The organism is Candidatus Tisiphia endosymbiont of Myopa tessellatipennis (assembly GCF_964031105.1).
In the GTDB taxonomy this organism is placed as follows: Bacteria; Pseudomonadota; Alphaproteobacteria; order Rickettsiales; family Rickettsiaceae; genus Tisiphia.
Window position 1 is genome coordinate 512,879 of record NZ_OZ035005.1, and the last position, 22,903, is coordinate 535,781.

Here is a 22,903-nt window from a genome sequence, read left to right on the forward strand (position 1 = left end):
TAATTAATAAACCACTATTTATTTTATTTTATGTTAATTATAATAGCTCTGTGCTACAAACTTTACTCTCTACATAATCATCCCCTGACCTTAGTACTGCAAACACCACTCTTGCCAGTTTATTAGCTACAGCAACTACTGTTTTATTATGTCCATTTCGCTCAGATAAATTAAACATCCACTGCGTAAATTTGCTAAAATCTTTTTTAGATTTTTGTTCTTCCAATGTAAATCTTATCTTGGCATTTAGTACAGCTCTAGCTCCTTGGATCAATAGAGTACGCAAGTAAACATCACCTCGCTTGCTAATTCCAAGCAACTTATCTTTCCCTCCACTGGAATGCTGCCTTGGCACTAATCCAAACCATGCCGATAATTGCCTACCATTCTCAAAACTTGTAGCATTACCTATTGATGCTATTAAAGCAGTAGCAGTAATTAAACCAAGACTAGGTATAGCTGTTAATCGTTGATATTGAGTTAAGTTGCTAGCTATTATTTTTAATCTTTTTTCTATCTCTTTTATTTTTTTGTCATTATCCAAAAATTCCTCTTTCAGTTCACTAAATGTTTGATAACCCAGCTGGCTTAAATTTCCTTCATCTAAAATCTCGGTTAATTTTGTCATAACCTTATTGATCCCTTGAGGAATAATAAAACCAAATTCATGTAGTAGACCCCTAATTTCATTAGCAAGGGCAGTACGATTTTTTACCAATCTCTCTCTTACTCGATGAATTGATAAAATATCTTGTTGTTCTACAGTTCTAATTGGTACAAACCTCATATTTGGTCTTGTTACCGCTTCACATATAGCTTCTGCATCAGCTTGATCATTTTTATTAGTTTTAACATACGGTTTGACAAATTGTGCTGCCATTAGTTTTACTGTATGCCCCAATTTAGTTATTTCTCTTGCCCAGTAACTAGCTCCGCCGCAAGCTTCCATCCCTACCAAACATTTTGGTAAATTAGCCATAAATGTTAAAACTTGATCTCTCATTAATTTTTTCTTTAATACCGTCTTACCATTTTTATCTACACCATGAATTTGGAAAATTCTTTTTGCAATATCTATACCAATTGTGGTAACTTCCATCTTAGCCTCCTGATTGTTATTTTAATATTTAATATTAACTTTAGAAGATTAGCAACTGCTTTTCATTCTGTATATCAGGAGGGCCATACCATTATTTTTTCACCTGTGGAATTTTATAATAAATAAATACTGATAAAAGTGTACTTTAATGACAAGAATTTTTATTTGAAACAAAACAATGGTAATACACATAAGAAGCATTATGTTGACTAATTTTTAGTATGTCAAGTAGAAAAGTGATGTTTACATGACTACAAACTTCATGCCAAAACCACTGCAAACCTGATTCTTTAGACGTTTTAAGCACTTTTTTGTCTCGAAGATGAGTCGCGACTTATCTTCGAGACAAAAAAGTGCTTAAAACGTCTAAAGAATCAGGTTTGCAGTGGTTTTGGCATGAAGTTTGTAGTCATGTAAATGATATTTTTTATTTGATAATGCTGGAATTTAGAGATATAATCTCTTTCATGTATATTACAACTGTTCCAAATAGAAATTCTCGTCCTGCAATATTGCTTCGTACCTCTTATCGCGAAGACGGGAAAGTATTAAATAAAACCCTAGCTAACTTAACTAACTGGGATGATTTACGCATTGAGGCTTTTAAGAAGATGCTGAAAGGTGAATTTGATGGTTTAGATGGTGTTCCTGAGGTTGGTGAAAGTTTTGGGACTATTTTTCTACTAAAAAGAATTGCTGATGAAATTGGTATTACTAAGGCTCTTGGTACTAGAAGCAAAGAAGCTTTATTGAGTCTATTTTTGGTTTTAGCACGCTTTGCTCACCAAGGGTCTAGACTTTCCAGCGTGAAATGGGCGAAATCGCATGCGATATCTGATGTATTATCTGTCGATTCATTTGATGAAACCCATTTATATCAGGCTCTAGAATGGTTAGAAGAGAACCAAGAAAAGATCGAATTAAAATTATTTAAAACTTATCAAAAGAAAAATAACAAGCCGCCTGTTATGCTTTTATATGACGTCACTTCCAGCTATTTCGAAGGAACAGAGAATGAACTTGCGGAATATGGGTACAATCGGGATAAAAAGAAGGGTAAAAAGCAAATAGTGATTGGTCTATTAACTGATGATCATGGCGAACCTTTGGCTGTTAGAGTTTTTAAGGGTAATAGTGCTGATCCTTCTACCATTTATGAGCAGATTGAGCTAGTAAAATCTAATTTTGGTATTAAGAATATAGTCTTTGTTGGTGATAAAGGAATGATTAAGAGGACAGGCAAAGAAGGATGGGACTATATTACAACCTTAAGTAAAGTTGAGATTGAAAGCTTAAAGAAAAGCGGAGTTTTGCAATATAGTTTTTTTGAAGAACAGCTATGCGAAGTAACCAATAATGGCAAAAGATATATTTTAAGGAAGAATGGTTCTATAGCCCGAAAAGTTGAGTTTGATAGGAATAACCGAGTTGAAAAATTGGTTGCAAAGATTGAAGAGCGTAATATATATGTATCAACCCATAAGAAAGCAAAGCTAGAACTTGGTTTAAATAATATTCAAAAAATTGCCAAAGAATGGCGGATAGATAAATTTATCAACCTAAAATTAGACGGCAACCAAATAGTGGTTGAAATTGATCAAGATAAGAAAAAAGAGTTGTTTGCTCTTGATGGTTGTTATGCGATTGAAACACAGATTGAAATTAAACTGATGAGTAAAGAATTGGTTGATAAAGCTTACCATAATTTACATGAAGTAGAATTGAATTTTAGCAGTATGAAGACAGGATTACTCGAGGTAAGACCGATCTTTTTAAGGAAAAGCAACAGAACGAAGGGACATGTATTTGTTTGCATGTTGGCATTAAAAATATGGCACTATATGAAAAATAAGTTGAAACAAGGTTGTGGCGTAACCAAGGATGGTAAATATAATGTGACCATTGAGGAAGCATTAAGAGAGCTGGATAAAGTATGTTTTTTATATTACACAATCAAGGGTTGCAAAGTTGCAAGATTACCAAAATTAAGCGAGTTTCAACAAAATTTATTCAATTTATTTGATTTAACGATGCCCCAAATGACAAAATCTGCAAAATGATAAAATAATGGTATGGATCTCCTGATATACAGAATGAAAAGCAGTTGCTAATCTTCTAAAGTTAATATTAAATATTAAAATAACAATCAGGAGGCTAAGATGGAAGTTACCACAATTGGTATAGATATTGCAAAAAGAATTTTCCAAATTCATGGTGTAGATAAAAATGGTAAGACGGTATTAAAGAAAAAATTAATGAGAGATCAAGTTTTAACATTTATGGCTAATTTACCAAAATGTTTGGTAGGGATGGAAGCTTGCGGCGGAGCTAGTTACTGGGCAAGAGAAATAACTAAATTGGGGCATACAGTAAAACTAATGGCAGCACAATTTGTCAAACCGTATGTTAAAACTAATAAAAATGATCAAGCTGATGCAGAAGCTATATGTGAAGCGGTAACAAGACCAAATATGAGGTTTGTACCAATTAAAACTGTAGAACAACAAGATATTTTGTCAATTCATCGGGTAAGAGAGAGATTGGTAAAAAACCGTACGGCACTTGCGAATGAAATTAGAGGATTATTACATGAATTTGGTTTTATTATTCCTCAAGGGATCAATAAGGTTATGACAAAATTAACCGAGATTTTAGATGAAGGAAATTTAAGCCAGCTGGGTTATCAAACATTTAGTGAACTGAAAGAGGAATTTTTGGATAATGACAAAAAAATAAAAGAGATAGAAAAAAGATTAAAAATAATAGCTAGCAACTTAACTCAATATCAACGATTAACAGCTATACCTAGTCTTGGTTTAATTACTGCTACTGCTTTAATAGCATCAATAGGTAATGCTACAAGTTTTGAGAATGGTAGGCAATTATCGGCATGGTTTGGATTAGTGCCAAGGCAGCATTCCAGTGGAGGGAAAGATAAGTTGCTTGGAATTAGCAAGCGAGGTGATGTTTACTTGCGTACTCTATTGATCCAAGGAGCTAGAGCTGTACTAAATGCCAAGATAAGATTTACATCGGAAGAACAAAAATCTAAAAAAGATTTTAGCAAATTTACGCAGTGGATGTTTAATTTATCTGAGCGAAATGGACATAATAAAACAGTAGTTGCTGTAGCTAATAAACTGGCAAGAGTGGTGTTTGCAGTACTAAGGTCAGGGGATGATTATGTAGAGAGTAAAGTTTGTAGCACAAAGCTATTATAATTAACATAAAATAAAATAAATAGTGGTTTATTAATTAATAGGTAAACAAAGAATATGTAAGAGATTCCAACCCGGAATATGCGTGAGATAATAATATTGATGGTAAATAAGACAAACCTTAGCTTACAAAGAAACTGATGACTACAATGGCTCTTTGAAGCCGATAAAATGATAAGTATATAGTTTGTAAGCCAGCGAATTCCATCAGGGCTGTAGGATAAATTATACATAATTTATTAACTATAAGCCGGATACATGTATGCATTTGCATTTTTGCTATTAGATGTTATTTTTTTCTTGCATTTTACAGGAGGTCCATACATGTAGTCAGTAACGAGAATTTAATTCTACACTCCACTCGTCGTATAATACTCACGTTCTATAGCATAATTTCTGCTCATATTTATCTCGAAGATGAGTCGCGATGACGATTTTTTAACTTTCAACAGTTATGGGGTGACACCGGGCTATTAAACCTATGTCTCACATCGAATTGAGGTTAAATTACCCTAGTTTTAGATATCCATGTCATCGTTAACTGTTATACCTGTTAAAGATGATGTATCTTCATTATTGTTTAAACGATTGTCTAGTTCTAATAATAATTCAGGTAATGCTAATGCTTCATGGTCAAAACGGCTTACATTTCCACCACAAAACTTCTTGATAACCCATCCAACAGTACCTCCAACAGCACCTATAGTAGTTACAGCAAAAGATATCAGACCTAAGATTTCTCCTATTGACATTGTGCTACTAGCAGGATTATTAGGATTTGATTCCTTAGGAGTATGCTTTTCTGTAGTAGAATCAGCAACTACACCAGCAGCAATTGGTTCTGATTTCTCAGTAAGATTTTTCTTAGGAGTAGTAAGTTCTTCCTTAAGAGTAGTAGTTTTTTGAGGATTAGACCATACTGTAGCAGAATCAGTAGTAGGATTTCCAGCAGAGGAAGCAGTAGACTTTGTCGTAGTAGTACTAGACCCATCCGTAGTAGGAACAGTAGTCTCTTGCTCAGTAGTAGTCGAACCTTCAGTAGAGGAAGTAGTAACCCTCTTTGTAGTAGTACTAGACTTCTCCATAATAGGAGTAGTAGTCCCTTGCTCAGTAATATCTTCAGTGGAGGAAGCAATAGACTCATCCGTAGTAGAAGCAGTAGACTTCACAGTAGTAACAGTAGACTCTGTCGTAACAGGAACAGTAGACTTCACAGTAGTAACAGTAGACTCTGTCGTAGTAGTAGACTCCTCAGGAATAGCAGTAGTAAGCTCTTCCTCAATAGTAGTAGTGTCTTGCTTAGTAGTACTAAACTCCTTCGTAGCAGGAACAGTAGACTTCACAGTAGTAACAGTAGACTCTGTCGTAGCAGGAACAGTAGACTTCACAGTAGTAACAGTAGACTCTGTCGTAACAGGAACAGTAGACTTCACGGTAGTAACAGCAGACTCTGTCGTAGTAGGAACAGTAGACTTCATGGTAGTAACAACAGACTTTGTCGTAGTAGGAACAGTAGACTTCATGGTAGTAACAGCAGACTCTGTCGTAGTAGTAGACTCCTCAGGAGTAGCAGTAGTAAGCTCTTCCTCAATAGTAGTAGTGTCTTGCTCAGTAGTACTAAACTCCTCCGTAGTAGGAACAGTAGACTGCTCTGTAGTAGAAGCAATAGACTTTTCCTTAGGAAGAGGCTTATTAGTAGTACGAATATCACGCTTCTCTCGCTTGCCGGATATATCTTTGGAAGACTCTTCCTCAGTAGTACTAGACTCCATTGTAGAAGTGTAGGACTCTTTACTAATATGTTTATTGCATTCTAGTACCTTTAAGAGTTCTTTTAAGAGTTTTTTGGATGCCTTACCTTCTATACCTCTGTTTCCCATTAGACCTACTTCAATAATCTTAGTACCTGTAAGTTCTGGTATAAGATCATTTACCCCTTTATCAGTTATCTTGTTATTTGCTAGATTTACTACTTTAACCTTAGTATTGCCTTCTTTAAGTGATTTTATAATATCTATTGCTCTTTCATCACCTATTCTATTATGTGCTAGATTTAATGTAGTAACTTCAGTACCTGTAAGCATTGTTCCAAAGTCTATTGCTCCTGTAGTTCCTATCTTATTATGTACTAGACTTAATACTTTAACCTTACTCCCTTTAAGAATTTTTCCAATCTCTTGTGCTTTTTGGGGATCAACCCCAACATCCCATAGATATAATTCAGTAATATTACTATTTTCGAGTTGTTGTTTGAGCATTTCTGTATTTAGATCATAGCTGAAAGTTAACTTACTACCATTACCATGTAGTATAATATTACCATTAGCATCATGTAGTATAAGACCATCACCTACTGCACGTTTTCCCCTAATAAGAGATTGGTCATCATTATGTTTTGTAGAGCCTTTTGATTTGTTATGGTTTTGGCTAGTTGAAGTAGTTGCAGGAGTAGTATCAAAAAGAACAGGCGTCTTACTTACCTCAGTGGGACTTGTTACTCTATTCAATAAGCTATTTTGATTATCTGCCGAGATAGCTTTCTTGGACGAAACGGTAATACTAGAAGAAATGGCAGAAAGGGCGGTAAGAGCAGTCAAAAAAGCTTGTGTAGTAGGAGTATGTGCTTTACCTCCATCAATAGGCTCTATAATATTCTGCCTTGAAAGATTAGGTTCATAATCCAATATGGCAGGAATATTAGGTAAGTCATCTGTGTTTAGTCTATTATTTCCTTGTATGTTGTTCCCATTATTCAGCTTTTTATTAAATAAGTATGCTTCAATATCTTGTTCCTTCAGAAACTTCCCTTGACTCGTCCGATGCTGATTAACCCAATCTCCATTATTAATACGTCCCATATTTTTTCTCTCCAGTTATATTACAGATTATTAAAAATTTATTTACTATAAGATAGTATTAGAATAATATCTGTTAACTAATGTCAAGCAAATAATAACAAACTTTAATATTTAAGAACTTTTTTGTAAAATAACTTAGTCTAGATAGCATTAATGTAATCTGAGTCCGATGTAAGACATCGGTTTAATAGCCTCGATGTCACCCCTAATAGAGATAATAGACTTCTTTCAAAACTCGCTTATGCTGAGGGATTTGAAGGAGACGCGGAATCTCGACCCGCAGCGTACTCTAATGTACGTGAGGATTCGAGTACCGCATCGACGTACAAATCACCAGCAGAAGTAGAGTTTCGAAAGAAGTCTAATACTGATAACTTGTTACATCGAACTTAGGTTAAATTACCTTATATTCGACAACAAATTTTTGCTCTTGAACAAACTCATGATTAGCTATATCTTGAAAATATCTACCAATAATATAACTCTTTTTACTATAGTTATTCAATAGCCTAGTCATGATTCTCCACTTTTTTTGATAATACTTCATCAAGTTCTTGCATAAGATCTTCAGGGAGTTGCTTTACTTTATTGGGAGATTCTTGAGATTGTGATTTTTCTAACACATTTGTAGTATCAATAATCTTTGATTTTTTAGGTAATTTAATGGATTCCAAACTATCTTGTGGTAAAGTTCTTATAAGATTTTTACTTAAATTATCTAGATACGATGTAGTCACAGATTCCTTAAGCCATTTTGGATATTTATCAATAGTAGTATTTTGTATAACGTCTTTTAGGGTTTCTGCTTGTAAGTAACTGTCAGAAAAGAAAATTGTTAGGACTAGGAAGATACATAAACAAATAATCATACCTCTAAACATGCCTGCGGCTAAGCCTATAGATCTGTCAATGACCCCACCACTTATAATAGAGATCATCAAAAGAAATTTACGGGTTACAAAAGAGCATATGATTAGAGAGATAATATAGGAAATAATCCCAGAGGTAACTACCAATGCAATGTGGTTATTAAAATATCGAGTAATAATGGAAATAGTATATGGAGATAGGTAATAGGCAAAAAGAATTGAGACTATAAAGCCAAGTAAGCTAATAGTAAGCTTTATTATTCCTCCATATGCCCCGAGCATCGATGAAGTAGTAATAATTGCCAGTATTATTATGTCAAACCAAGTAAACATTAGACTTTTTCAAAAATTACTTTAAGTTTAGAACAGAAGTTGAGTATATTTACTATCATGTTCAAAATTTTTATTAAACCTCTCAGATAAAGTTTCAAAAGAGGTCTATTGAATAGCCGTAATTTAACATTATATGTATCTAAAAGCTAGTATGTTAATAAATTTTAAAATACAATAAACATTATGAGTGTAAACGATAAGATTTTTGATAATTTATCTGGTAAGGTTCTGATCGCTACTCCTTACATGCTTGAGGGTATATTTAATAAATCACTTATTTATATGCTGTCTCATACAGCAGAAGGAGCAATGGGTTTAATTTTCAATAATTTAGTGAATCATATAGAGATAAAATCGTTTTTTAAAATATCTGATGATCAAATAGATAGTAACATTATGATGCCTATATATCTAGGAGGACCAGTTGAGCATGAACGCGGATTCTTCCTACATTCTGATGATTATAACGAAAATCTACTATTGAAGTTTCAGAATCATTTAGCAGTTAGCTCTAATCCTAAAATCCCTCATGATATTGCTTCTGGTCATGGTCCTAAAAATAGTTTATTTATTATTGGATACACTGCTTGGAAAGCAGGGCAGCTTGAAACAGAGATTAAGGAGAATTTGTGGATAATAACAAAGTGTGATAAAGAATTTATTTTTTCTGATCATCCAGAGAATAAGTGGCACAATGCTTTACACAATCTCGGTATCAAAGAATCCCACTTTACTTCACGAATGGCTAATGCTTAACATCAGATCATAAACTTGAGAATTAATTCTTCAAGTTATTATAGTAGTTTATGGAGGGAATCTTGACTTGGGTTGTTTTTTGTAAAGTGATTGCAGGTTTACTAATCTACGATCTTGGTTTTGCAAACCAAGAAAATAAAGTGATGAGCTTCCGCCAAACTATTTATTTTAGCCTTTTTTATTTAATTATAGCATGCCTCTTCGGTATTTTCATTTTTTTTGATATGGGAGGAGAAAAAGCCCGGGAATACTACACTTGCTTTTTTATAGAGAAAGCTATGTCATTGGATAATATTTTTATTATATTGATGGTTTTTCAGTTTTTCTCTATTCCTTTAATATATCAGCATCGGATATTATTCTTGGGAATTCTAGGTGTCATTGTTTTTAGAGCCATAATTATATATCTAGGTGTCATTGTTATCTCGAAATTCTCTTGGTTATTATATATTTTTGCAGCTATTCTTATAGTTACAGGCATCAAAACTTTTTATATAGCAAAAAAAAGTTTTAAAGTAGAGGAATCGTATATTTATAGAATTCTACAAAAATACTTTAATCTTACTCCTAAAATTTCCGGTTACAAATTTTTTATTAAAACTAACAATAGGTTAAGTATTACGCCTCTTCTTGCATCATTAATAATTATAGAAATCATGGATATTGTCTTTGCCATTGATAGTATACCAGCAATATTTGCTATCACTAAGGATCCTTACATAATTTATACTTCTAATATTTTTGCCATATTAGGTTTACGTGCCTTATTCTTATGTTTAGCTAATATTGTTGAGCAATTTAGTTATATAAAATATTCGCTAGCATTAATATTAATATTTATTGGCATAAAAATATTCGCTGAACATTTTATTGAGATTCCATCTTACGCTGCACTGGCTATGACTATTACTCTTCTGTTGCTTGGTATTATTGCTTCTATTATCAGAAAAGGAGTGTATACTAAACTGTAAACTATTAGTAATATTTCAATTTAAGAACTAAAGAAATTTTACACTGGCATAAAATATTTTTTTGTGCTAGAAGTTTGGAATTATTGTATCGTCTTATTCAAAGCTTACTTATGTATAGATTATGTTTATTCCATACAAGTCATTATAAGTGGCTAGAGTTTAAGTGTTTTACTAAATTTAATTTATGTTATGAGGTTCTAATTATGAGTGAAAATATAAATATTACACAAAATGTTGTTGAGCAAGATATTGTCGAACAGGAGGTTATTGAAATCGTCGCTAACACATTAAAAGTAAAGAAGGATTTAATCACTCCTGAATCTAGATTCGTTGAGGATCTTAAATCAGATAGTTTAGATACAGTTGAATTAATGATGGCAATAGAAGCAAAGTATAAATGTGATATACCAGATGAAGATGCAAGTAAAATTTTAACTGTCTCTGATGTTGTACAGTACATAATAAAAAAATAACTAATTAATAAATAATCATGTCGACTAGAAGAGTTGTTATAACCGGTATTGGGCTTGTCACACCACTAGGAATTGATGTAAAGACCTCTTGGGAAGGTATTATAAAGGGTCGCAGTGGTATCAAGTCAATCACAAAATTTGATACTTCTAACCTTGCCTGTAAAATAGCGGGTACAGTGGATCACTCAACAGATAATGGCTTTAACCCGGAAAAATTTATTGACCCTCGCAATGTCCATAAGATGGATTTATTCATTCAATATGGTATAGGAGCAGCTACTGAGGCAATCGAGGATAGCGGGTGGAAAGTAAAAGATGCATTATCTGGAGATAGGACCGGCTTAATACTTGGTTCAGGAATAGGTGGACTTGGGATGATCGAAGAAACATCCGTAAAGTTTCATAAAGAAAATAATGGCAAAGTTAGTCCATTTTTTATCCCCTCCTCATTAATTAACCTCCTTTCAGGTCATGTTTCCATTAAATACGGATTTACCGGACCAAATCAGGCTGTCGTTACAGCTTGTTCTACTGGCTCTCATGCTATAGGGGATGCTATGCGTATGATTCAATACGGTAATGTAGATGTTATGGTTGCTGGTGGGGCTGAAGCACCGGTCACTCCGGTTGGAGTGGCTGGATTCGTTGCCGCAAGGGCATTATCTACTAAATATAATTCTACGCCTGAAATTGCATCAAGACCATGGGATCAAGATCGTGATGGATTTGTAATGGGAGAAGGAGCAGGTGTTGTAGTACTTGAAGAATATGAGCATGCTTGTGCTAGAAACGCTAAGATTTATGCTGAAATTATTGGATATGGTTCTACTGGCGATGCTTATCATATGACCTCACCTCATCCCGATGGAAGAGGTGCTTATAGATCTATGTCTGATGCTCTTAAAGATGCAAAAATTGATGCAAGTCTTATTGATTATATCAATGCCCACGGCACTTCTACCCAAGTTGGTGATGCTATAGAGTTAACGGCTGTTCAAAAATTATTTTTGGATGCTAACCCAAATGTTCTTATGTCGTCAACCAAATCATCTATTGGTCATTTGCTTGGGGCAGCTGGTAGCGTGGAATTAATATATTCAATTCTTGCTATGCGAGACCAAGTTGCTCCACCAACTCTAAATTTGCATAAACCGATAACAGAAGCAAAAATAGATTTAGTTGCTTTAGAAGCTAGAAATACAAAAATTAGTTATGTACTTTCTAATTCATTCGGATTTGGAGGAACTAATGCTAGTTTAATTATTAGGAAAGTATAGGATTTACTTTTGGTTTGTATCATTTTCAAAAGTTGGAGTAGGAAGCTGGTATTTATGTTGGATAATTGTTGTAAGCTCTAAGGGGGATTCAGTAATTGGTAAATGTTTGTAACATAAAGTAGTTAATATATTTTCTAGTTGTTTTGTTCCACAACACATGCTAATACTTATAAAATTTTTAAAAGTTTCTTCTATTATCTTCTTAATCTTTTCTGGAGATTTTATACCAACAGTTTCTAAATTGTGAATTCTGTCAAATATTTTAATCATTATGATATCATATCTCTTTTGCTGCCATAATAATTCCATGATTTCTGCCGAGCTAATCTTTCTGTCACACTTAACTCTAGTTAGTTTTTCTACCTGATCAGCAATTAGATCACTAAAGATATAGGCAATCTTGCTTTTGGTAAGTTTAGTATCCTCAATGGTATCATGCAATATAGCGGTTACAGTTAAATCGGTTCTAAAGTACTGCTTATCATTTTGTGCTGCGTACTCTGCAAGCATATACGCCACTTCTATTGGATGTGAGTAATAGGGTTCTCCTGTTTGTTTTTTCTGCTCTCCATGATACTCTTTGGCGTAATAGATGGCTTTTTTAACAATGTTCATATCTATTGGTTAATCTACTTTACTATTCAGCTGAAAGAGTTTAGCAAGTAAGCTATCAGCATAATCACATGATTCAAACTTTAGCCAACTATTATTAATGCCTTCCATAAAAATCCTCAATATTTTGATATCCTAACTTATAGGTTAAACTAAAACTTAAGGTATTTGCAAAGATTTATTACTTTTTAGGTAATGAAAATAAATATTTCTTAACTTTGTTGTATAAATAGCTACTTATCTTCGAGATGGATAGGATCAAAATTGTGCCATAAAACGAGGTTAGTATACGGCGTGTGGGACAGAAAATTAAATTGACTACATGTATGAACCTCCTGTAAAATGCAAGAAAAAAATAACATCTAATAGCAAAAATGCAAATGCATACATGTATCCGGCTTATAGTTAATAAATTATGTGTAATTTATCCTACAGCCCTGATGGAATTCGCTGGCTTACAAATTTACTATATACTTATCATTTTATCGGCTTCAAAGAGCCATTGTAGTCATCAGTTTCTTTGTAAGCTAAGGTTTGTCTTATTTACCATCAATATTATTATCTCACGCATATTCCGGGTTGGAATCTCTTACATATTCTTTGTTTACCTATTAATTAATAAACCACTATTTATTTTATTTTATGTTAATTATAATAGCTTTGTGCTACAAACTTTACTCTCTACATAATCATCCCCTGACCTTAGTACTGCAAACACCACTCTTGCCAGTTTATTAGCTACAGCAACTACTGTTTTATTATGTCCATTTCGCTCAGATAAATTAAACATCCACTGCGTAAATTTGCTAAAATCTTTTTTAGATTTTTGTTCTTCCAATGTAAATCTTATCTTGGCATTTAGTACAGCTCTAGCTCCTTGGATCAATAGAGTACGCAAGTAAACATCACCTCGCTTGCTAATTCCAAGCAACTTATCTTTCCCTCCACTGGAATGCTGCCTTGGCACTAATCCAAACCATGCCGATAATTGCCTACCATTCTCAAAACTTGTAGCATTACCTATTGATGCTATTAAAGCAGTAGCAGTAATTAAACCAAGACCAGGTATAGCTGTTAATCGTTGATATTGAGTTAAGTTGCTAGCTATTATTTTTAATCTTTTTTCTATCTCTTTTATTTTTTTGTCATTATCCAAAAATTCCTCTTTCAGTTCACTAAATGTTTGATAACCCAGCTGGCTTAAATTTCCTTCATCTGAAATCTCGGTTAATTTTGTCATAACCTTAATTGATCCCTTGAGGAATAATAAAACCAAATTCATGTAGTAGACCCCTAATTTCATTAGCAAGGGCAGTACGATTTTTTACCAATCTCTCTCTTACTCGATGAATTGATAAAATATCTTGTTGTTCTACAGTTCTAATTGGTACAAACCTCATATTTGGTCTTGTTACCGCTTCACATATAGCTTCTGCATCAGCTTGATCATTTTTATTAGTTTTAACATACGGTTTGACAAATTGTGCTGCCATTAGTTTTACTGTATGCCCCAATTTAGTTATTTCTCTTGCCCAGTAACTAGCTCCGCCGCAAGCTTCCATCCCTACCAAACATTTTGGTAAATTAGCCATAAATGTTAAAACTTGATCTCTCATTAATTTTTTCTTTAATACCGTCTTACCATTTTTATCTACACCATGAATTTGGAAAATTCTTTTTGCAATATCTATACCAATTGTGGTAACTTCCATCTTAGCCTCCTGATTGTTATTTTAATATTTAATATTAACTTTAGAAGATTAGCAACTGCTTTTCATTCTGTATATCAGGAGATCCATACCATTATTTTTTCACCTGTGGAATTTTATAATAAAGAAATACTGATAAAAGTGTACTTTAATGACAAGAGTTTTTATTTGAAACAAAACAATGGTAATACACATAAGAAGCATTATGTTGACTAATTTTTAGTATGTCAAGTAGAAAAGTGATGTTTACATGACTACAAACTTCATGCCAAAACCACTGCAAACCTGATTCTTTAGACGTTTTAAGCACTTTTTTGTCTCGAAGATGAGTAGCCAGTTATCAGACCTCCCAACCATTCATTATCAGTTAAATTACACAAGCCTAAAACAGAGAGAGATAAAGCTGTAAAATATCAACGAAAGAGGGGATATCAAGCATGGATAGTAAAGAATAGTTATGACCGAAGGGAGAGCGTAGAAAATACGCTTTTTCGTTTTAAAACTTCTTTTGGTAGCAAGTTTTTATCAAGAGATAATCAGAATATGACAAATGAAATATCGATTAAATGCCACCTTCTAAACAAAATGTTTTAGATTGGCAAACCAATTTCTGTTGCCGTTTGCTAACCCTCTATTTTGGGGTTAGGGGTAATTTATCTCAAATCCTATTTATGCAACAAAGCCCAAAAGAATTATTAAAATTTAACAGAAGTCATTGGTCATGCGAAAATAATTTAAACTGGATAAAAGATAAGGTTTTTGAAGAAGATAAGTCAACTATTAGTACTGGAGAAAATCCGTTAATAATGTCATTATTGGGGATAATAGCTCTATTTTCAAACAAAATTACTGAAACTAGAGAAAATTTTAACAATTATAGACATAGGTTGGTTATTTAAATTATTCTCAACTTAAAGTTAGGATTTTTAAACTGCCCTGAACCTAGAACAGCCTAATTAAAATATTATTTAGCCAAACCAATTTATTAAAGTAAAAGTGATAGCATAATGCATGACTGAAGCAAAGATTGCTGCTGCAATGTCATCTACCATAATACCAACACCCCCTTTGATATTAGCATCGAGCCAATTTATTGGCCATGGTTTTATTATATCAAAAAATCTAAACAACACTAAGGGCAAAGCAAATAAAAAGATAAAATTTATTAGTTGTGAACTTAAATATTTTGTAAGTCCTGAGTAGTTTACGAAAACCACAGAAAAACAACTTAGTATTATTGTTAGCATTTGACCAACTACCTCATCAATCACCACTTCTTTTGGATCGTCCTGTGTAGCATATTGTATGTATATTGAAGAGAAGTATGTGCCTAACATAAATAACAATAGGCAAATCAAAAGAGTAATAATAAAGAGAGTAATAAGTTGTGCTTGTAAAGTTGTGAAATTAGTAAATGAAAAAATTAGTTGATTAGTTAGAGAAAGATATACGATCAAGTAGCACAAAGGGAAAGCAGCTAAAGACCCAAATGTACCAGGACAATATTTTATTCTACCTATATAGAAAAAAGTTACAAAAAGTTCTACAAATTTTTTTCTTTTAGACATAATTCTGCTTAATTTTCTGATAATTCAAATAATTGATGCAAGCAACGTATTGTTTTTTCAGTATCTAGGTCTTTTATTAGGATAGAAATTTTAATTTCTGAGATTTGTATCTTTTTCACTGGTATATTTTCTTTTTCTAGTTCATTTAATACCGTACCAAGTAGGGTTTGATCATTTTTAATACCATAACCAATAATTGATACTATAGAAATTTGACTGTCAATGATAAAATTATTTATTTGATTAGTATTTTTTAGATCATCTAGTAAATGTTGTAATTTATTTTTATCGGATAGTTGGATAATGAAACTATATTGTATATTTGTCTTAATATTTTCCATTAATTCTAGGTGAATATTATGGTCAGCGATGAGTTTGCATATCTTAGAAAAACTCAATTGGGAGGATACCACTAATTGTAATAAATTCTTGTTGGAAGTAATACCAGTAATTTGCCTATTTTCCATAATTTTATCTCTAGATGTTATTAGTGTACCATTTTTTTCGTGGTATAATGGGAGTAAAAACGACGATAAAACGCGTATGGGTACATTATATCTAATAGCAACCTCTAAGGAACGTGGATGCAGCACTTTAGCTCCACAAGATGTAAATTCCAGCATTTCTTCAAAACTAATCTGTGATAATTTTGTTGCTCCCGGGACAATGCGAGGATCGGCAGTAAACACTCCTTCCACATCAGTGTATATATCACATCTATCAGCTTTCATAGCAGCTGCAATTAACGAGGCGGTAGTATCTGATCCTCCTCGACCAAGCGTTGTCAACCTATTATTATTGGTAACACCTTGGAATCCAGCAACTATTGGAATGATGTTTTGCTTAATACATTCTATTAACAAACTAGTAGAGAGTTGTTCAACCAAAGCTTTGCTATAATTATCATTGGTTAAGATCGGTAATTGCCATGCCAGCACAGATCTTGCACTCATGCCTTGTTCTTGTAGTTTAAGGGCTAGTAAAGATGCTGTTACCATCTCCCCGCTACAAAGAGCGGCATCATATTCTGCGAGTTCTGAATTGGTCTTAAGACTAGAAACTTCATTACATAGAGTAACTAGTTGGTTGGTAACCCCGACCATAGCTGAAACGACAATTATTACTTGATTGCCATGCTGCTTTTCAAGCTTAATTATTGGAATAATTTCTTTTATTCTTGCAATGTTAGCAACGGAAGTTCCACCAAATTTTTGAACTATTACTGACATAAATCTGCAAGCGTAATTTTCGATGTCATTCCTACGTAGGTAGCAGAATCTAAAAAAATAGACCAAGAGGGTTTGTTAGACTTTTTTAGACTCCTGTCTACGCAGGGGTAACATTGTGTGGTTAATAGGGATGACATCTGCAGGCAGAAATAGCATCATCACTGCACAATATTGACTATTTTATAGTCTCTCTTACTAGAAAATTCTACTTTGCCTGCAATCAATGCAAATAACGTATGATCTCTACCAAGTCCAACATTTTTACCTGGGTAAAATTTAGTACCACGTTGTCTAACAATAATGTTACCTGGTATCACATATTGTCCATCATATTTTTTAACACCCAACCTACGACCGACCGAATCTCTGCCGTTTCTAGAACTACCACCAGCTTTTTTAGTTGCCATTTATATATCCTTAAATAAATCCTATTATAGTTTAGTAATGTCTAATATTTTCAATTCGGTCAATTCCTGCCTATGACCAGTCTTGCGACGATAATTCTGACGACGTTTTTTCTTAAAGACAATAACCTTATTATCTTTAAACTGGTTAGTAATTTCAGCAGTAACAAGAGCTCCTTTAACCATTGGCGTACCTATAAAAGATGGCTTTGAATCTTCACCAATCATCAATATTTGGTCAAATTGGATTTTTGCACCTCTTTCACCGTCAATTTTTTCTACTTTGATGACACTGTTTTTGCCGACTTTATACTGTTTCCCGCCTGATTTGACGATTGCGAACATGAAAAATATCCTAACTAAAATTTAAACAAATTAAGTCGGCATTATATTACCAGCAACTATTTTAGTCAATAGCAATTCGTAATTAAATAGATAATGCTATAAATAAAAGATAGCCCGTATTATTTATAATAATACAGTTTCTAATCATTATTATTGACCTTGTATTGTTGACATGATTAGTATACTCTTCTGCTCCTACGAATTGTTTTTTGAAAATATCATGGATTCGCATGCTCACCATTCATTTTCAAATCCAATTCTTCAAATCATTTGAGTATAACAGCGATAGTTGCTTGCCTTATCACAACTACACATTCTGTCTTCTATGCTATAATTTTATTTTGGTTTTACTATTACTTATTTTGGATTTATTTGTTGACTCTTCAGTTGTCTTACACTTTTCTTGTTGTTCAAGTATGCTCAAAATACTTTTGATATACAGTTCGATATCCTCTAAGTGATACACTACGCTTAAAATGTTATCATCTCTTTTACTGGTTACAGCACTTAACTGTTGTAGTTCTTTAAATAAACGAGATGTATCTGTCTTAGCTTTGCCAAATATATTGGAGAAATCTTTACTAGTTATATTTATCTGATGCAAATATTTCAAAGATATTAAGATTAATAAACCTTCAATAATAATTAATATTATTGCTAAGTATTGCTGCCACATTCTAATTTCTTATTGTTTTGTTATGATATCAATGCTACTTCAACATGTTTTTTGTGAATTAATCTTGAGTTGTATCTTGCTGTTCCATACATACTACCCCAATTCGTAATAAGAATTAGTTAATTCTTATCACGAATTGGCTTTAATATAAGGAAAAATGCATCCTTAAATCCATTTACATGAATATTAATCATTCTTATTTAAATAAATACTTTGATAAACTACTTTACCTTGTACAAATTTTAGTATATCAATACAGTTAATACTTATAATATTATGCATAATAATATACATTTATTTTTAGTGTATATAAATACATAATATTGTCAACTAAAATGTCTAACTAAATTCATTTATTTATAAGAATGTCACACTTAATTATTAAGAAAAATATTGAAAGGCTATTAAAAGAAAAAAATTGGCGTGTTGCTGATCTTGAAAATAAGATTGGACAAGGTAGAAGCGTTACAAATATATTCAGAGGTACTTCCAAAAATCCTACTATAGAAGTATTGCAATCTATAGCAGGTGCTTTTAATATTGAAATTCAAGAATTATTATTAGATCACGATAACCAAGATTCTATACTTAATATTTCTTTGCTTCGTGATACTTGTGATAAAATCATTAATGAACTTGAGCTAATTCACTATCCTATTGCTGTAAGGTATAGTAACGTATTTGCTCTTATTAAAGAAGTATACGAATACTCTTCACAGTTGAGTTTAGATAAAGCTGATGAAAATTTTACTAAATGGCTTATTCAAAAACATTATAAAAAATAACTCTAATATTTAGATTAACACTAAGTTCTAGAGCATTATTCACTTCAGACAATATGCTTTTATGGGCATACTCCATATAATTCTTTACTCCTAGGATGATCAGAACCAAAATATGTCAAAAGAAGTGAGTAAAAATAAGTGCATTGTATATGTCTATCACTTTTATTAGCTAATTTCGTAGCAGTTTTTGCTGCCTGAAAGAAGGCATAACTTACATTATCCATATTGCCAATGTTTTTGATATTGTATATGTTCCAATAAATATTTTTAGCTAATCTATAATTAATCATAGCCTCTTCTGCTTTCCCTAAAGTACTTAATATATTTGCTTTTACTACTAAAGCATTAGCTAAAAATATATCTATGGAATTCTCTAACTCATTTTCCCTATTGCTTCTATCTTGGTCTTGTATCAGTATATCAACTACTTTTACTATATGTTTCCAAGCATCATTCTGCCTCTTTAGCCCTAATTCAGATTTTGACAACTCTGTTAAACAATATGCTATTGTTGTAGATGTGATATCTTTAATTTCATTTAGATCACTACTCATTATCTTAGTATATACATCGTTAGTTATAGCGTAAGCCTCTTCAAATTTTTGCATATTATTTAGTATTTCTGCTTGCAAAATATAAATGGGTGCAAGCCATACATTTTCTTGTCTTAATTCTACATCACCTATTTGTACCAATGTCCTAGATTTATTTAGCTGAGTTTTTTCTTTACTTATCGTATCTATAATTGCTAATAAAGCCTGCTGATACTTTCCTTGAGTTAATAATATTCTAGCCATACCATAATCTATCATGCTTGCTTTATGTATAAAGTTTTTATTATTAAGCATTATATTTTGTATAATATGTAAGTTATCTTCTGCCTCTTTTATTTGCCCTGTGAATACCTGAACTTGAAACATTTCATAATAAATTGATGATTTTGCTACCTCATTGTTTGGTAAACTATTTATGGCGTTTTTAGCCTTCACTAAATATTGCATGGCTATATCTGAATGGTGATTAACAACAAAGTATTCATATCGTCCTATACGTCCTAAATACCTACTATACGCTACTTGCTCTAATTCTGTCATATTTTGCCAAATCAACTTATGTTCGTGTTCTTTAAACCAACTTACCATTTTTTTGGCATTATATGGTTCTCTAGAACGTAAGTAGTAGCCAAGTAGGCTATTATGCAAGACCATGCTTGCATAAATATTACTATTATACTTATCCGCATTAGCTAGCAGTACTTCTACATTACTTTCAAAGGTATTATCCTGCATAATTAAATAAAATTGATTTACCATCTCCCCTGACATTAAATGTTGTATTTTAATAAGTAGTTTATCAATAGTTTTCTTATTAGTAGCTAAATCGTATATATTTAATATCTCATATTTTACTGCATTATGCATTCGAAATACTTTTTTATTTCTATTGTTACTAATTTGTTCAATTAAACCAAATCTTACTATCTCATCAATTAAATCGGATAATTTCTCCTTATCATCTACTAGATGTTCTAGTAAATTAGAACCTATTTTTTGATTATTTAATAACGCCATATAGTATAATAGTGTTTTGGCTTCTGATGTAATTTCATTTAATACTATTGATAAATGTGCATTTAATTTGTTATCATGTTTTCGTATATAATTTATATACTCTTTGATTGTCATGTGGTTGTTGCTTTGTAAAAAAATAGCACTATGTCCAATTATATTAGTGGGATAACCTTTTAAATTACATGCCAAATCTTTTTTAAATTCCTCTGATCGCTCGTCTATAAGCTTATTAATTGCCATAAAAATGTCTTTTTCTTGTAAATAAGGAACTGAGATTCTTGGTAGCAAATATTGACTATCTTGCGAACAAATTATAATATGTCCATTATGATGCCAATCAATAATATCCTTAATTTTGTTATTTTCATTAATATGTAAATTATCGAATATTAATAACCACCTCCCCTGAGGTTTAAGATATGTCATAAGGTTTTGTTTAACGCTTCCGGTACTTTCTGAAATGAAACACCCCGTTTTTGAACATATTTTTTGATTTATTTCTTTAGCCAATAAAACAAATTGTGGGATTAAATCTATACTTGCATCTAAAAACGCAATAATATCGTAATCTTGTTGATATTTTTGTGCATATTTTCTAGCTATTTCACTTTTTCCTATACCACTGATACCTGTAATACCTACTATTCTGTCTCTTATTAATAACTTCCTTATGTTGTTAATTTGTTCCTCATGATTAACGAAATAGTATACTGGCTCTTCTTTATTAAAAAGAAGTACTGCATATGCTTCACAAGTAGAAATTACTACTATAAATAGTAATAGTATAAAATTTCTCATTTTAAGTCGTTAAGTTTTCTATACTTATTCATTTTAATTATCTGTGCCTTTTGGGTAGTGTCGGTATTTAACTCTGTTGGTACATTATCTAATTTTATTTCTATTGTTGTAGAGTACTTATTTTTAGTTACTTGACAATTTATTTTAAAACTTTTTAACAAAATAAATATTTGTCCCAAATTTAATATGTATAAATTAGCTGTATCATTAAATATTTTTTCAGAATATCTTACTGCTAAATTTTGGTCTAAACTAAACCCTTCACCGATAAAGGTAATCAAGTTGTTTTGAAATATTAACTTTACACATCTCGATCTTTCTGTATTTTTATTAAAGTACAAGATATTAGATAATACACTAACCATAATTTGGTTAAATATTTCCGATTCAAAAGGCACTTCAAGTGTCTCTATATTACTGACTATATCTAGTTTAATATTAGAATTATAGCAAGCTTTGTATCCTGTATAATAACTTTGTAGATATAAAATTATCGGAGTTAGTTTTATTGTATGGTAATTAATTTCATTGTGGGACTCTAATGTTGTTATTGGTAATGGAAAATATTCACTATTATATCCTAGTTCTTCTTCTACATTAACAGTATTAGAGATATTAAATGATTTTTTATTATTACTACTTTTAGAATAGTGATAACATTTTAGAGTAAATTCTTCGTTTATTTTGTGAAACAATAGAATATTTTTACTATGTTTCACACTGTTAGTTAAATCTGCCTCTAACTTGTTAAGTTTAATTTTAATTTTTTTATCTCTATAAGATAGATACAATATTATTGTAAATAGTACTAAAATTGTAAATATAGAACCTATATTTAATAATAAAATTTGCTGCTTAACCCTAGAGATAGCTTGTTGTGTATAATAAGAATTAGGAGAAATTTGTATTGAGATATTATAAGTGAGGTCTTTATTAATGTGATACTGCTTGTTCAAACTCTCCTGAAATTCTACCACACCATTAGATATAATTGAATGATTATTAATAGTAATATTGTATTTAAATACTTGGTTTGATAGTATATCTAGTAGTTCTTGTAGAGTGATATAAGGTAGATCGTTTTTGCCATACACGCTATTTAGTATATGATACTTCGAAATGAAAACATGATTCCTAATATGTTCTTTTAAAATAGAGATTTGATCAGATATATCATTACTACTTAATATATAATTAATATTAAATTTATCAACTAAAAGCGATCTAATTATATTATGATATTCTTCTAATTTTATTAGGTTTTGCTGATGATATTCATGATTGATACAACGACGTACCAATATATTTGTTAATACAACAAAGCTAATCACAAATATCATAGATATTGCACT

Annotated in this window: 22 protein-coding genes and 1 pseudogene; 8 read left to right on the forward strand and 15 right to left on the reverse strand. The window is 31.8% G+C overall.

All coding sequences use genetic code 11. The features are described 5' to 3' along the window. Nucleotides 1-37 precede the first annotated feature (37 nt). Complete coding sequence (locus AAHN03_RS02580; protein ID WP_342278860.1) at nucleotides 38-1,099, reverse strand: IS110 family transposase; 1,062 nt, start codon at nucleotides 1,097-1,099, stop codon at nucleotides 38-40. 145 nt (nucleotides 1,100-1,244) lie between these two features. Continuing rightward, nucleotides 1,245-1,406: a hypothetical protein gene (locus AAHN03_RS02585; RefSeq protein WP_341761148.1), complete on the reverse strand. Its 162-nt coding sequence runs from the start codon at nucleotides 1,404-1,406 to the stop codon at nucleotides 1,245-1,247. 46 nt (nucleotides 1,407-1,452) lie between these two features. Here AAHN03_RS02585 and AAHN03_RS02590 point away from each other — a divergent pair, with 46 nt between their 5' ends. Together AAHN03_RS02590 and AAHN03_RS02595 are read left to right on the forward strand one after the other, a co-directional pair. After that, on the forward strand, nucleotides 1,453-3,159 hold the full coding sequence (locus AAHN03_RS02590; protein ID WP_342279007.1) for an IS1634 family transposase: 1,707 nt from the start codon (nucleotides 1,453-1,455) through the stop codon (nucleotides 3,157-3,159). A gap of 99 nt (nucleotides 3,160-3,258) precedes the next feature. Next, nucleotides 3,259-4,320 (forward strand): IS110 family transposase, encoded by a 1,062-nt coding sequence (locus AAHN03_RS02595; RefSeq protein ID WP_342278209.1) that lies wholly within the window; start codon nucleotides 3,259-3,261, stop codon nucleotides 4,318-4,320. A gap of 515 nt (nucleotides 4,321-4,835) precedes the next feature. Here the strand turns inward: AAHN03_RS02595 and AAHN03_RS02600 are convergent. The 3 genes from AAHN03_RS02600 to AAHN03_RS02615 form a co-directional block, all read right to left on the reverse strand. After that, nucleotides 4,836-7,175, reverse strand: coding sequence for a hypothetical protein (locus AAHN03_RS02600; RefSeq protein ID WP_342279008.1), 2,340 nt, complete (start codon nucleotides 7,173-7,175; stop codon nucleotides 4,836-4,838). Nucleotides 7,176-7,569: 394 nt separating this feature from the next. Next, entirely contained in the window at nucleotides 7,570-7,692 is a 123-nt protein-coding gene (locus AAHN03_RS02610; protein WP_341761661.1) for a hypothetical protein, read from the reverse strand. After that, on the reverse strand, nucleotides 7,685-8,377 hold the full coding sequence (locus AAHN03_RS02615) for a CvpA family protein (protein ID WP_342279009.1): 693 nt from the start codon (nucleotides 8,375-8,377) through the stop codon (nucleotides 7,685-7,687). The genes AAHN03_RS02610 and AAHN03_RS02615 overlap by 8 nt, the downstream gene beginning before the upstream one ends. Nucleotides 8,378-8,560: 183 nt before the next feature. Between AAHN03_RS02615 and AAHN03_RS02620 the strand changes: the two genes are divergently transcribed. From AAHN03_RS02620 to fabF, 4 genes are all read left to right on the forward strand, one after another. Beyond that, complete coding sequence (locus AAHN03_RS02620) at nucleotides 8,561-9,133, forward strand: YqgE/AlgH family protein (protein ID WP_341761659.1); 573 nt, start codon at nucleotides 8,561-8,563, stop codon at nucleotides 9,131-9,133. A gap of 62 nt (nucleotides 9,134-9,195) precedes the next feature. After that, the gene (locus AAHN03_RS02625) at nucleotides 9,196-10,104 is read left to right on the forward strand and encodes a TerC/Alx family metal homeostasis membrane protein (protein WP_342279010.1); all 909 of its coding nucleotides are present in this window, start codon (nucleotides 9,196-9,198) and stop codon (nucleotides 10,102-10,104) included. 203 nt (nucleotides 10,105-10,307) lie between these two features. Continuing rightward, nucleotides 10,308-10,577 carry an acyl carrier protein gene (gene acpP, locus AAHN03_RS02630; RefSeq protein WP_341761657.1) on the forward strand — a complete coding sequence of 90 codons (270 nt, stop codon included), beginning with the start codon at nucleotides 10,308-10,310 and terminating at the stop codon, nucleotides 10,575-10,577. 17 nt (nucleotides 10,578-10,594) lie between these two features. Continuing rightward, nucleotides 10,595-11,854, forward strand: coding sequence for a beta-ketoacyl-ACP synthase II (gene fabF, locus AAHN03_RS02635; protein WP_342279011.1), 1,260 nt, complete (start codon nucleotides 10,595-10,597; stop codon nucleotides 11,852-11,854). Nucleotides 11,855-11,857: 3 nt separating this feature from the next. Here the strand turns inward: fabF and AAHN03_RS02640 are convergent, their stop codons facing one another. From AAHN03_RS02640 to AAHN03_RS02650, 3 genes and pseudogenes are all read right to left on the reverse strand, one after another. After that, nucleotides 11,858-12,469 carry an HD domain-containing protein gene (locus AAHN03_RS02640; protein WP_342279012.1) on the reverse strand — a complete coding sequence of 204 codons (612 nt, stop codon included), beginning with the start codon at nucleotides 12,467-12,469 and terminating at the stop codon, nucleotides 11,858-11,860. Between the two features lie 646 nt (nucleotides 12,470-13,115). Continuing rightward, nucleotides 13,116-14,178: pseudogene (locus AAHN03_RS02645) on the reverse strand (IS110 family transposase). Between the two features lie 145 nt (nucleotides 14,179-14,323). Next, nucleotides 14,324-14,485, reverse strand: a complete 162-nt coding sequence (locus AAHN03_RS02650) for a hypothetical protein (protein WP_341761148.1) — start codon at nucleotides 14,483-14,485, stop codon at nucleotides 14,324-14,326. Nucleotides 14,486-14,846: 361 nt separating this feature from the next. Between AAHN03_RS02650 and AAHN03_RS02655 the strand changes: the two genes are divergently transcribed. Continuing rightward, nucleotides 14,847-15,074, forward strand: a complete 228-nt coding sequence (locus AAHN03_RS02655) for a hypothetical protein (protein ID WP_342279013.1) — start codon at nucleotides 14,847-14,849, stop codon at nucleotides 15,072-15,074. A gap of 69 nt (nucleotides 15,075-15,143) precedes the next feature. Here AAHN03_RS02655 and AAHN03_RS02660 read toward each other — a convergent pair whose 3' ends face one another. The 5 genes from AAHN03_RS02660 to AAHN03_RS02680 form a co-directional block, all read right to left on the reverse strand. Beyond that, nucleotides 15,144-15,743 carry a phosphatidylglycerophosphatase A gene (locus AAHN03_RS02660; protein WP_341761759.1) on the reverse strand — a complete coding sequence of 200 codons (600 nt, stop codon included), beginning with the start codon at nucleotides 15,741-15,743 and terminating at the stop codon, nucleotides 15,144-15,146. A gap of 8 nt (nucleotides 15,744-15,751) precedes the next feature. After that, nucleotides 15,752-16,972, reverse strand: coding sequence for an aspartate kinase (locus tag AAHN03_RS02665; RefSeq protein WP_342279014.1), 1,221 nt, complete (start codon nucleotides 16,970-16,972; stop codon nucleotides 15,752-15,754). 158 nt (nucleotides 16,973-17,130) lie between these two features. Next, nucleotides 17,131-17,379 carry a 50S ribosomal protein L27 gene (gene rpmA / locus AAHN03_RS02670; RefSeq protein ID WP_342279015.1) on the reverse strand — a complete coding sequence of 83 codons (249 nt, stop codon included), beginning with the start codon at nucleotides 17,377-17,379 and terminating at the stop codon, nucleotides 17,131-17,133. 24 nt (nucleotides 17,380-17,403) lie between these two features. Continuing rightward, nucleotides 17,404-17,721, reverse strand: a complete 318-nt coding sequence (gene rplU, locus AAHN03_RS02675; protein ID WP_341748347.1) for a 50S ribosomal protein L21 — start codon at nucleotides 17,719-17,721, stop codon at nucleotides 17,404-17,406. A gap of 328 nt (nucleotides 17,722-18,049) precedes the next feature. Beyond that, entirely contained in the window at nucleotides 18,050-18,397 is a 348-nt protein-coding gene (locus AAHN03_RS02680) for a hypothetical protein (RefSeq protein ID WP_341762890.1), read from the reverse strand. 365 nt (nucleotides 18,398-18,762) lie between these two features. Between AAHN03_RS02680 and AAHN03_RS02685 the strand changes: the two genes are divergently transcribed. Next, the gene (locus tag AAHN03_RS02685; RefSeq protein ID WP_341761763.1) at nucleotides 18,763-19,182 is read left to right on the forward strand and encodes a helix-turn-helix transcriptional regulator; all 420 of its coding nucleotides are present in this window, start codon (nucleotides 18,763-18,765) and stop codon (nucleotides 19,180-19,182) included. A 59-nt stretch (nucleotides 19,183-19,241) separates the two neighbouring features. Here AAHN03_RS02685 and AAHN03_RS02690 read toward each other — a convergent pair whose 3' ends face one another. Then, nucleotides 19,242-21,551, reverse strand: a complete 2,310-nt coding sequence (locus AAHN03_RS02690; protein ID WP_342279016.1) for an NB-ARC domain-containing protein — start codon at nucleotides 21,549-21,551, stop codon at nucleotides 19,242-19,244. Further along, the gene (locus AAHN03_RS02695) at nucleotides 21,548-22,891 is read right to left on the reverse strand and encodes a hypothetical protein (RefSeq protein WP_342279017.1); all 1,344 of its coding nucleotides are present in this window, start codon (nucleotides 22,889-22,891) and stop codon (nucleotides 21,548-21,550) included. The genes AAHN03_RS02690 and AAHN03_RS02695 overlap by 4 nt, the downstream gene beginning before the upstream one ends. Between the last annotated feature and the right edge of the window lie 12 nt (nucleotides 22,892-22,903).